Below are 12,794 nucleotides of genomic sequence, written 5' to 3' on the forward strand. Positions count from 1 at the left end.
TTTAGAACTTCAGCATCTTTACTATTTTTAAATTTTATCTAAAACGCTGTTTAGATAAAACTGATATTTTAAACCTTAAAACTATCTTACCACTCCTTGGCTATTAATCCATTCTGAATATTTTTTTGCATTTACATTGTGTTGTGCTAAAGTAGAAGCAAATTCATGATAGCCAAAACGGTCTACACTTGCACAAAAATAGATATAATCGTTTTTCTCTGGATTCAAGACTGCTTCTAATGCAGTAATATCAGGCATTGCAATAGGTCCAGGAGGAAGTCCTGTGTTCATATATGTATTATATGGAGAAGACATTGTTAAGTCTTTATAGAAAACTCTTTTTATCACTTGGTCAAAATCGTCCGCTTTCTTTTTAATTGCATAAATAACCGTTGGATCTGCTTGTAATGGCATTTCTAAACGCAATCTGTTTAAATAAACTCCTGCAATTCTAGGTCTCTCGTCCTTTTTCACTGATTCTTTATGTACAATTGAAGCTAGAATAGTAGCTTCAACAGGAGTTAATCCCTGTGCTTTGGCTTTTGCAATTCGCTCATCTGTCCAAAAATTATGATATTCTTTAATCATTTTATCACGAAACTTCAGTGCCGAAGTATTCCAATACACTTCATAAGTATTCGGGATAAACATTGCAAAAACATTTTCTTCATTAAAACCATTTTCTTTCAAAAACTCTGGGTCTTTAAAAGCAGTTAACAAAGACAAGCTATCTGCTTCAATTTGAGAAGCAATACGGCCTGCAAAATCCTCTAACCTTTCTTGATTATTAAACGCCAATTTAACTGGAACGTTAGAACGCATAGCTCTAACCAAATCCATGTTGTTCATATCCTTAGTCAATAAAAAACGTCCTGGTTTCACATTTTCAGGATAGTTTCTTTTGTTGGCTACCATTTCAAAATTACTTAAATCCTTTACATAAGGTTCTAATAGCTTTTTGACATCTTCATAATTAGATCCTGTGGGAACGTGAACATATACTTCTTTTTCTGAGAATTTAGTATTAGCACTAAAAATCTGGTTTATCAACATGAATCCATAAACCATCAAAACCGAAATTACAATTACGGCACTTATCGTTATAACCTTCTTTATATTCATATGGGGTTGCATTATTTGCTAGTATTTCTAAAATTATAACTTCTTATTAATTAACTGAAACATTGCTTCGTCTTGGTAAATACCATTAACTAAAAGCCAATCTTTTTTTGTTCCAATTTTTTCAAAGCCAAATTTAGTAAAAAGAGCATTACTTGCTTCGTTTTTAACACCAATATTTGCATATAATTGATGTAAATTAAGATGGTAAAAAGAATACTTAATTAATAGCTCTAAAGCCTCTGAACCAATATTTTGATTCCTCTTTTCATTGTCTTGAATTACAATCCCAATACCTGCCCTATTATTTTTAGGATCAAAATCAAATAAATCAACCAAACCTACAGCAGGAAAATCTTGATCTTGACAAATTGCCAACCTCAACTGCTTGGCTTCATATATATCCTGATGTGCATTTTCTAGATATTGTTTTATCAAAAAACGGCTGTAAGGGGTTTGAGTATTGCTTACTTCCCAAATTCTAAGATCATTTTCAACAGCATAGATAAACTCCAAATCATTTGGTTCTAATGCGCGTATGTAAATAGATTTTCCTTTTAATGTTATCATTTGATATTTTTAGTTAACCTTAAATATTGCTAGGCTAATAATTTAAATCACAATGTCTATATTTCAATTGTTCCTTTAAATACAAATTCAGCTGGTCCTTTAAGAAAAACGTTGGTAAAATGTTCACCCATTTTCTCAAAAGAAACCACTAGTTTACCTCCTTCAACATTTAAGTTGATGTCAGTTTCATTCGTTTCACCTATTGCATTCATTGCTATAGCCACTGCAGTAGCTCCAGTGCCACAAGCAAGAGTTTCATCTTCTACCCCTCTTTCGTAAGTTCGTAATGAAAATGTTTTATCATCAATTTTTTTTACAAAATTGATATTACTCCCTGCTTTACCATACAAATCTCCGTAACGAATAGCAGCTCCATTTTCTTTTACATTATAATGCTCCAAATCGTCTACTAATTGCACATGATGCGGAGAACCTGTATTTAAGAACGTATGATCCTCGAATTTATTTACAGTATCAACATCAATCATTTGCAATGAAACAATAGAATCTGGTGCTATTGTAGCATGATGTAAACCATCTGTAGCTATAAAAGTAGTCTCATTTTCGATTACATGCAGTTTTTTAGCAAATGCGACCAAACATCTTCCACCGTTACCACACATCGAACTTTGATTCCCATCAGCGTTATAATACACCATTCTGAAATCGGTTTCAGAATCATTTTCTAACAAAATAAGTCCATCTGCACCAATTCCGAATCTTCGGTCGCACATTTGTTCAATTAATTTCGTATCTTTAGTAGGAAAAAACGCTGAACGATTGTCAATCATTACAAAATCATTTCCAGTTCCCTGATATTTATAAAATTCTACTTGCATTATTGTTGAATTATTCTTGAATTATTAACTACAAAAGTACGAACTATTAATGAAATGTTAATCATTGTTAAAGACAGTTAAACCACTTTACTTCAGTTTTTTTTTGACATAATTTTATAATAGATAACTTAAATACTAATCAACTATGAAACGATTTTCAAACTTATTTTTAGTGTCTTTACTAAGTGGAGCTACAACACTTGGTGCTTACAAATTATTATTTGATAACAATGGTTCACTTTTTGGCGATAAAAACTCAATTGTAACTGTTGCACCTGATTCTTACTCTAAACAAGTTGGATTAGGACTACCAATCGAAACAGTTGATTTTACAGCCGCCGCAGAGAAAACTATTCATACTGTGGTACACGTAAAAAACGTAGCTCGTAGAACAGTAACTAATCCTATGTTGGAATATTTTTATGGTTATGGTGGGCAACAATTACAAGAGCAAGTAGGTACTGGTTCTGGGGTAATTATTTCTCAAGATGGTTATATCGTGACTAACAATCACGTTATAAAAGGAGCAACTGAAATTGAAATTACTTTAAATAATAAAAAATCGTATCCTGCTAAACTAATAGGAACCGATTCTAAAATGGATATTGCTTTATTAAAAATCAATCCTGACGGAAAATTACCTTATACTATATTCGCAGATTCTGATACGGTAAAAGTTGGTGAATGGGTATTAGCAGTTGGTAATCCATACAACCTAAATTCGACAGTAACTGCTGGAATTATTTCGGCAAAAGCTAGAAATTTAGGCACAAACGGTATTCAATCATTTATTCAGACTGATGCTGCTGTAAACCCAGGTAATAGTGGAGGTGCGTTAGTGAATACAAAAGGAGAATTGGTAGGAATCAACACTATGATTTCGTCTACAACAGGTTCTTATGTAGGATATTCATTTGCAGTTCCGTCTAATATTACTAAAAAAATCATCGAAGATTTTATGCAATTTGGTAATGTTCAAAGAGGTATTCTTGGTGTAGAAGGAGGAGAACTTAACAATGCTGCATCAAAAGAACTAGGTATTGCTCAAACTGAGGGTTTCTACGTTAGCAAAGTGAATAAGAATTCTGGTGCCGAGAAATCTGGTCTTCAAAAAGGAGATATCATTGTTAAACTTGACAATCATGACATCTCAACTTTTGCAGATCTTTCTGGATACATCAATACAAAAAGACCAAATGATAAAGTTCAAGTAACTTTTATTCGTGACGGAAAAAATAAAGTAGTTCCAGTAGTTTTAAGTAAAAACGAATTTTTTAGTACTGAATTCAAAGGAATCGAATTAGAAAATATCGATGCCAATGATAAAAAAAAATTCCGAATCAATTACGGGGTAAAAATTAAAGCCCTTACAAATGAAAATTTACAACAATATAATGATGAATTAAGAGGCAACATTATTTTAAGTATTGATAACATAAAAGCAACGGATATTGAAACGGTTTCGAAACTTTTGAATAAAAAAGACGAAAGCCAAAGTGTCCGAATTGAAATGATAAATAAAAATGGAGAGGTTATTCGAGTTATCATCTAATTCTCATTATTTCCAAAAACGTAAGCCATCTTGTAAAATCAAGATGGCTTTTTTATTTCAAAAATAAATCACAAAATAGCTTACGAAATCGATTGAAATAGGTACTTTTGCGCCAAATTTAAAAAAACAAGCTATTTTATTTTTAGAAATTTTCAACTATGAGCAAAAAATCTTTGTACCAAAAAGAAGTATCATTTCAAGTCGACAGACGAAAAGCCGGAGTAGAATTGATTAAAATCATAAGCGATTTATGGTATGACAAATCCATCGAAATGGTTTTGTTTAAAAATCAATTACTAGACAAAAATGTAAGCGACATTATCAACTTGCATCAATATGCAGGAGAATTTGTAGGTAAACCAATTACTGTTTTTGACTCTGTAGAAATTGCAAGAGTTGTTTTATCTCTAAAATTACCACCTGCCAAAATAGATATCGGAAAGTTGACTTATGAATATCGCTTGGAGGATGAAAAATATCCTGACGCTCGTCATTTTGTAATTGAAAAACTTAAAGATGCTAAATCAACTGAAGAAATTCAGCCTAAAGATGTTGTTCTTTATGGTTTTGGTAGAATTGGTCGCTTATTGGCTAGAGAATTAATGTCGAAAACTGGAAAAGGGAATCAATTGCGATTAAGAGCTATTGTTATTCGCGACAAAAGTGAACTTGCTAATCTTGAAAAAAGAGCTTCTTTATTGAGATACGATTCTATTCATGGAGATTTCCAAGGATCTGTAACTGCCGACCCTAAGAATAATGCTTTAATAATTAACGGAACCACTGTACACGTTATTTCAGCAAATTCTCCTGAAGAAATAGATTATACACTATATGGTATCAACAATGCTTTGGTAATTGACAACACTGGGGCTTTTACTACGCAAGAAGCATTAAGCAGGCATTTAGTTTCTAAAGGTGTTGACAAAGTTTTACTTACTGCCCCTGGTAAGGGAATACCAAATATTGTACATGGTGTAAACCATAATGAATATAATCCTGATGAAAATGATATTTTCTCGGCGGCATCATGTACTACAAATGCTATTACTCCTATTTTAAAAGCAATAGAAGATACACTTGGAGTTACCAAAGGACATCTCGAAACCATTCATGCCTATACAAATGACCAGAATCTGGTTGATAATATGCACAAAAAACACCGCCGTGGTAGAGCTGCTGCTTTAAATATGGTTATTACCGAAACTGGTGCTGGAAGTGCTGTTGCAAAAGCATTGCCTTCGCTTGAAGGTAAATTAACATCAAATGCAATCCGCGTTCCTGTTCCTAATGGCTCTCTTGTTGTATTAAATCTTGATGTAAAGAAAGCAACTTCGATTGCTGGAATTAATAAAATAATGAAAAAATATGCGCTTGAAGGGGAACTGGTTGAGCAAATAAAATACTCTTTGAATACGGAGTTAGTTTCTTCGGATATAATTGGCACTTCGGCACCATCTATCTATGACAGTAACGCTACAATAGTTTCTAAAGATGGAAAAAGCATTGTATTATATATATGGTATGATAATGAATATGGCTATAGCCATCAAGTGATTCGATTAGCCAAATACATCGCCAAAGTGAGACGTTTTACTTATTACTAGCATACAACCAACCAAAACCAATTTACTATTAAAACCATCAAGTTTCCTTGATGGTTTTTTTTTGATTTAGAGTATTGGTAATACTGTTGTACTTTTTACTTCTGATATTACAAAGACAGTGTTGATAAGAGAAACTTCGGGTAAAACCGATAATTTCTTTTGATGAAAATGATGATATGATTCCATGTCAGGAATGATAACCTTAAGCATATAATCAAAATTTCCAGAAACATAATTACATTCTACTACTTCTGGTAAATTCAAAATAGACTGATTAAACCCTTCTGAGGTATCATATGTCTGTTTTGTTAGGGTTACCTGACAATAAACTGTGAGATTATTTCCTAATTTTTTCTTACTCAAAATGGACACATATTTCTCAATAACTCCCTCTCTCTCAAGACGTTTAACCCGATCATGAACAGGCGTAAGCGATAAATTTATCTTATTCGCTATATCCTTTAGGGTATGGTGCGCATCTTCTTGTAAAAGGCGTAAGATTTTTTTGTCAGTTTCATCTAAAAGCATAGTGAAAAGTGTTTCTAATAATTATTGATAATCAGTCATTTTTTCTTTTTACGCTAGTTAAAAGGTCCATAAAAAGAATATTTTTTTGTAAAAATATTAAATAAAAACAATATTTTCTTAATTATAACCATAATATCAATAATATATTCTCTATATGTAGCTTTGTAAAACAAAATTAACAAAAACAAAAAAAACTTAGAAAATGATAATAGGTGTTCCAAAGGAAATCAAAAATAACGAAAACCGTGTAGCTGTTACACCAGCTGGGGTTTCTGAAATGAAAAAACATGGTCATGTTGTTTACGTTCAAGCAACTGCAGGTTTAGGAAGTGGATTTAGTGATGAGGAGTACACTGTAGCTGGAGCTCAGGTTTTAGCAACTATCGAAGAGGTATACGCTATAGCTGAAATGATCATTAAAGTAAAAGAGCCTATTGCTTCTGAATATGACTTAATCAAAAAAGATCAATTATTATTTACATACTTCCACTTTGCTTCATCTGAGCCGTTAACACACGCTATGATCGAAAAAGGAGCTGTATGTTTAGCTTATGAAACTGTTGAGAAAACAGATCGTAGTTTACCATTATTAGTTCCAATGTCTGAAGTTGCTGGACGTATGTCTATCCAACAAGGAGCTAAATATCTTGAGAAACCATTAAAAGGAAGAGGAATCCTTTTAGGTGGTGTTCCTGGAGTTCCTCCTGCTAAAGTATTAGTACTTGGTGGTGGAATTGTAGGTACTCAAGCTGCAAAAATGGCTGCTGGTTTAGGAGCTCAAGTTACTATTATGGATGTTAGCTTACCACGTCTACGCCAATTAGACGATATTATGCCTGCTAATGTAAACACTCAAATGTCTAATCACTATAACATCACTAAAGCTATTGCTGATGCTGATTTAGTAGTTGGAGCTGTTTTAATTCCAGGAGCAAAAGCACCAAACTTGGTTACTCGTGATATGCTTAAATTAATGCGCCCAGGAACTGTTGTTGTAGACGTTGCTGTTGACCAAGGTGGATGTATTGAAACTTGTACTCCTACAACTCACGAAAACCCAACTTTTATTATTGATGATATCGTACATTACTGTGTGGCTAATATGCCTGGTGCTGTACCTTACACATCTACACTTGCTTTAACTAATGCTACTCTTCCTTACGCTTTACAATTAGCGAATAAAGGATGGCAAAAAGCATGTAACGAAAATGAAGAATTAAGAAAAGGATTAAATATTGCTAACGGAAAAATTCTTTACAAAGGAGTTGCTGAAGCTTGGAACCTTCCTTATAATGAAGAATTAGTGTTAGAAAACGTATAGTTTCCCAACATTATAACAAGTGCTTACTACACTAGAAAACCCGTCATATGACGGGTTTTCTGTTTTTATTGATGGTGATTTTTTGTTTCAAGTTTCAAGTTTCAAGCTCCAGCTTTCAGTCGCAGTTTTCAGTCGCAGTTTTCAGTTTCAAAAACTTTGCGTATTCACTTTGTGAATCTTTGCGAAACAACTACCAATACAACTTAAAAACAGTCGCAGTTTTTAGTCACAGTTTTCAGTTTTAAAACCTTTGCGGAATCTCTTTGTGAATCTTTGCGAAACAACTACCAATACAGCTTAAAAATAGTCACAGTTTTTAGTCACAGTTTTCAGTTTTAAAACCTTTGCGGAATCTCTTTGTGAATCTTTGCGAAATAATCCATCCAGTTCGCCTATTTCATTTAAAACAAACTTATCTATTCTTTTGGCTTAGTTAAATAATATACAGGAATCCCTGTCAACATAATTAAAACTCCCCAACCGCAAGTAGAAAATTTAGTAAGCAACAAACAAATACAAATAGCCGAAGCTACTACTATATAAAGGATAGGCAAAAACGGATATCCAAAGGCTTTGTATGGTCTCTCTGCATTTGGCATTTTCTTGCGTAAAATAAAGATTCCGTATATCGTCAGGATATAAAATATTAAAACTATAATAATTACAAAATCAAGTAAGTCCCCATACTTCCCTGTCAAACACAAAGCCGAAGCCCAGGCACATTGTACCCATAAAGCCCAAGCAGGAACACTAGCTTCATTTAATAATGCTGCTTTCTTCAAAAACAAACCATCTTTAGCCATTGTATAATAAACTCTTGCGCCAGCCATGATTAAACCATTGTTACACGCAAAAGTTGAGATCATAATCATAATTGCAATGATTAATGTTCCTATATTTCCAAAAATATATTGAGAAGCTACAACTGCTACCCTATCAGACTTTGCTGTTGCAATCTCGTTCAAAGGAATAACTGCCAGATACATTAAATTGGTAAGAACATAGATAATAGCAACAATAAAGGTTCCTAAAAACAAACTAAGCCCTACATTACGTTTTGGGTTTTTAATTTCGCCCGCAATAAAAGTTACTCCATTCCAAGCATCACTAGAGAACAAAGATCCAACCATAGCTGCCGAAATACCAGTAATTAAGGCTGTACCACCAATAGGAAACCAAGAAGTAGTACCAGCATCAAAAGCACGTGCAGACCAAGCATCTGCCCAATTAGCATCCCAAACAGAAGCTTTAGCTCCTAATGTTAATCCGAAAACTATCAATCCTAAAAGAGATAAAATTTTGATAATTGTTAAAACAGTCTGCAAAATTTTACCGTCCTTAACACCACGGCTATTAATATAAGTTAAAAAAACAATCGTGACAATAGAAACTAATTGAGCTGCATTTAAACGAAAAGCGCCTATCTCAAAAAGAATATTCTCATCGCTAAAAGGTTCATAGAGATAAGCTGCAAATTTTGCAAAAGCAACTCCAACAGCAGCAATTGTACCTGTTTGGATAACAGCAAAAAAACTCCATCCATACAGAAAAGCTATTAGTTTATTATAAGCTTCTTTTAAGTAAACATACTGGCCACCAGCTTTAGGAAACATAGCGCTAAGCTCTCCATAACTCACCGCTGCAATAACTGTAATTAATCCCGAAATTAGCCATATCAAAGTTAGCCAACCAGCAGAACCCACTTGCCGAGTAATATCTGCACTCACAATAAATATTCCTGAACCTATCATGGATCCCACTACAAGCATAGTTCCATCTAATAATCCGAGCTCTCTTTTAAAATCTTCTGGTTTGTTTTCTTGCATCAATTTTGGTTTTTTGGTTGGTTAAAGATATACTTTTTTTGGAAATTTTAGTTTTAGACTCTTGATTTTTAGATTATATCGCAACTCTGAATATCAGTTTTGTTCATAAACTCAAACAGTACAAAGGTTTGTTTTGCTTTGCATTATACACAAATTGTAAATTTTAATAAATTACTACTTCCTCCATTTTAATCAAAGCACTAAAAACCTAATCATAAGGTAACCAAGGCTTAACGGATAATTATTTTAAAAAAAAGAATTTCGTTTAATCATATAAAAAAAATCAAAAATTATATAAAAACACTGTAAATGAATAAATTAACTTTACAAAAAGTCATCCTTAAAGACAATTCGTTGAGTCCTTTTATAATAGTATTTAAAAATAATTCTCTCTAATTCAGTCTTCTGTTCCCGTTGCTTTTTGAATTATAAGTTGTTCGTTTTTAATTAAAATAAGTCTAACAAATACCATTTACACTATGAAATTCTTAAAAAGCATAAACATAGTAAGGCGCAATTTAATGCATCGTTTAACCAAAAATATTGGTTATTCGAAACCAAGTAAAAAAAGTAATTCAATCATTAAGTCTGATATTAAAAGAGTCTTAATTTCCAGACCTAATGCTCGATTAGGAAACTTATTATTAATTACGCCTCTATTAGAAGAAGTCATAAATACATTTCCTGGATGCAAAATAGATTTATTCGTAAAGGGAAGCTTAGCCCCTATTTTATTCGAAAACTATGACAATGTCGATAAAATAATCCAACTACCTAAAAAGCCTTTCAACAGCTTACTTCAATATGTTAAAGTCTGTATATCACTTCGAAAACAACATTATGATATTGCAATTAATGTTGATAAAAACTCTTCATCAGGAAGGTTATCAGTAAAATTTTCAAATTCAAAATTCAAATTCTTTGGAGACCCTACTACGGAAGATATACAATTGAAATACAATGATTACGAACATATTGCAAAGTACCCTGTATATAATTTTAGAAGCTTTTTAAATGAAATCGGTATTACTCCAAGCAATACTCCTATTTCGGCATTGAACCTCAAATTAAGTAATTCTGAAATTACTGAGGGCAAAAAAACATTAGAAAACTTGATCGACAATAACAAAAAGACAATTTGCATTTACACCTATGCTACTGGCGATAAATGTCATTCGAAATCTTGGTGGAGTAAATTTTATAAAAGACTAAAAACAAAATACCCTGATTACAATATTATTGAAATCTTACCTATTGAGAATGTCTCTCAAATCAATTTTAAAGCACCTCATTTTTACAGTAAGGATATTCGGGAAATTGGAGCATTGATAGCAAATACAGAAGTTTTTATTGGAGCTGATTGTGGTATCATGCATTTAGCTAGTGCTGTACAAACACCTACAGTTGGCTTATTCTCTATTTCTGAGCAAAAAAAATATGAGCCTTATTGTAATCACAGTATGGCCATAAACACAAATAAAACTTCTATTTTTCAATCTATAAAAATAATAGCATACATGATCAGTCATAACTTATCACTTAGAGTTACGACTACATCTACAATTATTGCTTTCTCCTAAATGATTTCTTCAGTAACTTTAAAGAAAAATGAATACTACGTGAATAACAATTTGAAAACTAAATCTAATGAAATGCATATAGCTTTCCTAAAGATGGCAATAAAAAAGCATTGAAAGAAAATATCCAAAATGATACTTTTCAATACATACTTAGCCAACTGTAATTATTTGATTGCATTTTTGATTTCTTATATTTAAAAACCAGTAACTATGATGATCTCTAAACCTAAAACCATTGATGAATATATAGCTAGTTTCCCAACTGAAATCCAGGAAATATTAGAGCAAGTCCGTCAAACAATAAAAAAGGCAGCTCCTGATGCTGAAGAAAAAATAAGTTATGCTATTCCTACTTTTACTCTTAATGGAAATTTAGTACACTTTGCAACTTTCAAGAATCATATTGGCTTTTATGCAATGCCTTCTGGAAATGAAGCTTTTCAAAAAGAGTTAGTTGCTTATAAAGCAGGGAAAGGTTCAATTCAGTTTCCAATAAACAAACCAATGCCTTTGGATTTAATAGTCAAGATTGTAAATTTTCGAGTTAAAGAAAATTTAGAAAAATTAAAAAAGTAGATTTTTTAAAGGAAGTAATTTAGAGAATATCTTTAAAAGCTATTTTATTCTAAAACGCGATTAACTTGAGTAAAGTTTCTTTCGTAATATGCCTCTTTTGTAGAAGACACTATAACACCACGGTGTACTGAAGAATGAATGAATTTGATTTCTCCATCGTTGGCTTCTATTACCATACCAACATGATTTATCTGTCGTCTTCCGTTTGTTTTAAAGAAGATTAGATCTCCTTTTTTTGCTTCTTCTGAAGCTATTTTAACCCCAATACGAGATTGTTCAATTGAACTTCTAGGTAACTTAATATCAAAACTACCAAATGTTGTTACCATTAAACCTGAACAATCAAAACCTGATCTAGTTGTACCACCTGAGCGGTAACGAACTCCTACATTTTCGGTTGCATTTAAAACCAACTGGTTTAATAAGTCTGAGCCATGAGTGAATTTTATACCTGTTGTTGTAGCAGTGTCTTTTACAACTGTTGCTACTACTGCAGTAGCAGTATTATCAATTGAAGTTTTAGCTTCTTCTTGTACATTATTCTCAACGTAAGTTCCTGAAGGATGTATTTTTAAAACAGACCCTACTGGTAATCTCTTTTTTATAAATGGATTTTGTTTTTCCAATTCAGCAACTGTAAGTCCGTATTGTTTAGCAATTGCATATTTAGTTTCTTTAGGTAAAACCTCCCGTACGATTTCAGTTCCTATTGTTTTTTCAAGTATCTCTGGCTGAGTTGTCGTAATTGCAACATTCTCAACTGAGGCTATTCCTTCTTGAGAACTGGTTTTAATAACAGGCTTAGCATTTCCTGGAATTATAATTTGCTGTCCAATTTTAAGTCCTTCGCTTTCTAATTTAGGATTGGCTTTTTTAAGTTCTTCAACTGTAAGTTGGTATTGTTTTGAAATTCCATATAATGTTTCTTTTGCTAGAATTTCATGTGTGGTAGTTTCTTGAAGAGTATTTGTTGCGTTACTTGCAATTACTTCTTTGGTCTTTTTTGCTTTATTAGCTATTGTTTTCTGTGAATTTGGAATTAGCAAGATTGAATTTAGTTTCAATAACTGACTTGCTTTAGGATTTAAATCAAGAATTTCTTTTACTTTAACATTATATTTTTTTGCTATTACACTAACATTCTCTCCTTTAGTAATTTTGTGCTTGATATATTTTTCTTGTGAAAAAACACCAAAACTAAAAAAAAACAACGCTAATACTAGTCCAAAACTTTTCATGCTACTCAAATTACGTTCACAGATCCTAATTTGATTTA

11 protein-coding genes are annotated in these 12,794 nt (G+C 32.3%); 5 read left to right on the forward strand and 6 right to left on the reverse strand.

Annotation, left to right across the window (positions count from 1 at the left end):
- Positions 1 to 81: 81 nt before the first annotated feature.
- The 3 genes from mltG to dapF are packed head-to-tail and all read right to left on the reverse strand — an operon-like array spanning position 82 to position 2,528.
- Positions 82 to 1,122 (reverse strand): endolytic transglycosylase MltG, encoded by a 1,041-nt coding sequence (gene mltG, locus QWY99_RS14650; protein ID WP_290266340.1) that lies wholly within the window; start codon positions 1,120 to 1,122, stop codon positions 82 to 84.
- Between the two features lie 33 nt (positions 1,123 to 1,155).
- Positions 1,156 to 1,689, reverse strand: coding sequence for a GNAT family N-acetyltransferase (locus tag QWY99_RS14655; RefSeq protein WP_290266341.1), 534 nt, complete (start codon positions 1,687 to 1,689; stop codon positions 1,156 to 1,158).
- 56 nt (positions 1,690 to 1,745) lie between these two features.
- Entirely contained in the window at positions 1,746 to 2,528 is a 783-nt protein-coding gene (dapF, locus tag QWY99_RS14660; RefSeq protein ID WP_290266342.1) for a diaminopimelate epimerase, read from the reverse strand.
- Between the two features lie 145 nt (positions 2,529 to 2,673).
- On the opposite strand from dapF, the gene QWY99_RS14665 reads away from it, so the two are divergent.
- Positions 2,674 to 4,080, forward strand: a complete 1,407-nt coding sequence (locus QWY99_RS14665; RefSeq protein WP_290266343.1) for a trypsin-like peptidase domain-containing protein — start codon at positions 2,674 to 2,676, stop codon at positions 4,078 to 4,080.
- Positions 4,081 to 4,238: 158 nt separating this feature from the next.
- On the forward strand, positions 4,239 to 5,687 hold the full coding sequence (locus tag QWY99_RS14670) for a glyceraldehyde-3-phosphate dehydrogenase (RefSeq protein ID WP_290266344.1): 1,449 nt from the start codon (positions 4,239 to 4,241) through the stop codon (positions 5,685 to 5,687).
- 66 nt (positions 5,688 to 5,753) lie between these two features.
- Here the strand turns inward: QWY99_RS14670 and QWY99_RS14675 are convergent, their stop codons facing one another.
- A complete protein-coding gene (locus QWY99_RS14675; RefSeq protein ID WP_290266346.1) occupies positions 5,754 to 6,215 on the reverse strand; it encodes an Lrp/AsnC family transcriptional regulator in 462 nt (153 codons plus the stop codon).
- 202 nt (positions 6,216 to 6,417) lie between these two features.
- Here QWY99_RS14675 and ald point away from each other — a divergent pair, with 202 nt between their 5' ends.
- On the forward strand, positions 6,418 to 7,536 hold the full coding sequence (ald, locus tag QWY99_RS14680; protein ID WP_290266347.1) for an alanine dehydrogenase: 1,119 nt from the start codon (positions 6,418 to 6,420) through the stop codon (positions 7,534 to 7,536).
- A 416-nt stretch (positions 7,537 to 7,952) separates the two neighbouring features.
- Here the strand turns inward: ald and QWY99_RS14685 are convergent, their stop codons facing one another.
- A complete protein-coding gene (locus QWY99_RS14685; protein ID WP_290266348.1) occupies positions 7,953 to 9,362 on the reverse strand; it encodes an APC family permease in 1,410 nt (469 codons plus the stop codon).
- Positions 9,363 to 9,841: 479 nt separating this feature from the next.
- Between QWY99_RS14685 and QWY99_RS14690 the strand changes: the two genes are divergently transcribed.
- Positions 9,842 to 10,942, forward strand: coding sequence for a glycosyltransferase family 9 protein (locus QWY99_RS14690; RefSeq protein ID WP_290266350.1), 1,101 nt, complete (start codon positions 9,842 to 9,844; stop codon positions 10,940 to 10,942).
- 210 nt (positions 10,943 to 11,152) lie between these two features.
- On the forward strand, positions 11,153 to 11,518 hold the full coding sequence (locus QWY99_RS14695) for an iron chaperone (RefSeq protein WP_290266352.1): 366 nt from the start codon (positions 11,153 to 11,155) through the stop codon (positions 11,516 to 11,518).
- Positions 11,519 to 11,562: 44 nt separating this feature from the next.
- On the opposite strand, the gene QWY99_RS14700 is transcribed toward QWY99_RS14695, so the two are convergent.
- Positions 11,563 to 12,756: a C40 family peptidase gene (locus QWY99_RS14700; protein WP_290266353.1), complete on the reverse strand. Its 1,194-nt coding sequence runs from the start codon at positions 12,754 to 12,756 to the stop codon at positions 11,563 to 11,565.
- Positions 12,757 to 12,794 lie beyond the last annotated feature (38 nt).

The sequence above is a fragment of the Flavobacterium branchiarum genome (assembly GCF_030409845.1).
In the GTDB taxonomy this organism is placed as follows: Bacteria; Bacteroidota; Bacteroidia; order Flavobacteriales; family Flavobacteriaceae; genus Flavobacterium; species Flavobacterium branchiarum.

What these genes read in the sequence shown, in the direction of transcription:
- QWY99_RS14695 (WP_290266352.1), top strand. Translation starts at nt 11,153, where the DNA reads ATGATGATCTCTAAACCTAAAACCATTGATGAATATATAGCTAGTTTC.
- QWY99_RS14675 (WP_290266346.1), bottom strand. Translation starts at nt 6,215, where the DNA reads ATGCTTTTAGATGAAACTGACAAAAAAATCTTACGCCTTTTACAAGAA.
- QWY99_RS14655 (WP_290266341.1), bottom strand. Translation starts at nt 1,689, where the DNA reads ATGATAACATTAAAAGGAAAATCTATTTACATACGCGCATTAGAACCA.
- QWY99_RS14685 (WP_290266348.1), bottom strand. Translation starts at nt 9,362, where the DNA reads ATGCAAGAAAACAAACCAGAAGATTTTAAAAGAGAGCTCGGATTATTA.
- QWY99_RS14700 (WP_290266353.1), bottom strand. Translation starts at nt 12,756, where the DNA reads ATGAAAAGTTTTGGACTAGTATTAGCGTTGTTTTTTTTTAGTTTTGGT.
- ald (WP_290266347.1), top strand. Translation starts at nt 6,418, where the DNA reads ATGATAATAGGTGTTCCAAAGGAAATCAAAAATAACGAAAACCGTGTA.
- QWY99_RS14670 (WP_290266344.1), top strand. Translation starts at nt 4,239, where the DNA reads ATGAGCAAAAAATCTTTGTACCAAAAAGAAGTATCATTTCAAGTCGAC.
- dapF (WP_290266342.1), bottom strand. Translation starts at nt 2,528, where the DNA reads ATGCAAGTAGAATTTTATAAATATCAGGGAACTGGAAATGATTTTGTA.
- QWY99_RS14690 (WP_290266350.1), top strand. Translation starts at nt 9,842, where the DNA reads ATGAAATTCTTAAAAAGCATAAACATAGTAAGGCGCAATTTAATGCAT.
- QWY99_RS14665 (WP_290266343.1), top strand. Translation starts at nt 2,674, where the DNA reads ATGAAACGATTTTCAAACTTATTTTTAGTGTCTTTACTAAGTGGAGCT.
- mltG (WP_290266340.1), bottom strand. Translation starts at nt 1,122, where the DNA reads ATGAATATAAAGAAGGTTATAACGATAAGTGCCGTAATTGTAATTTCG.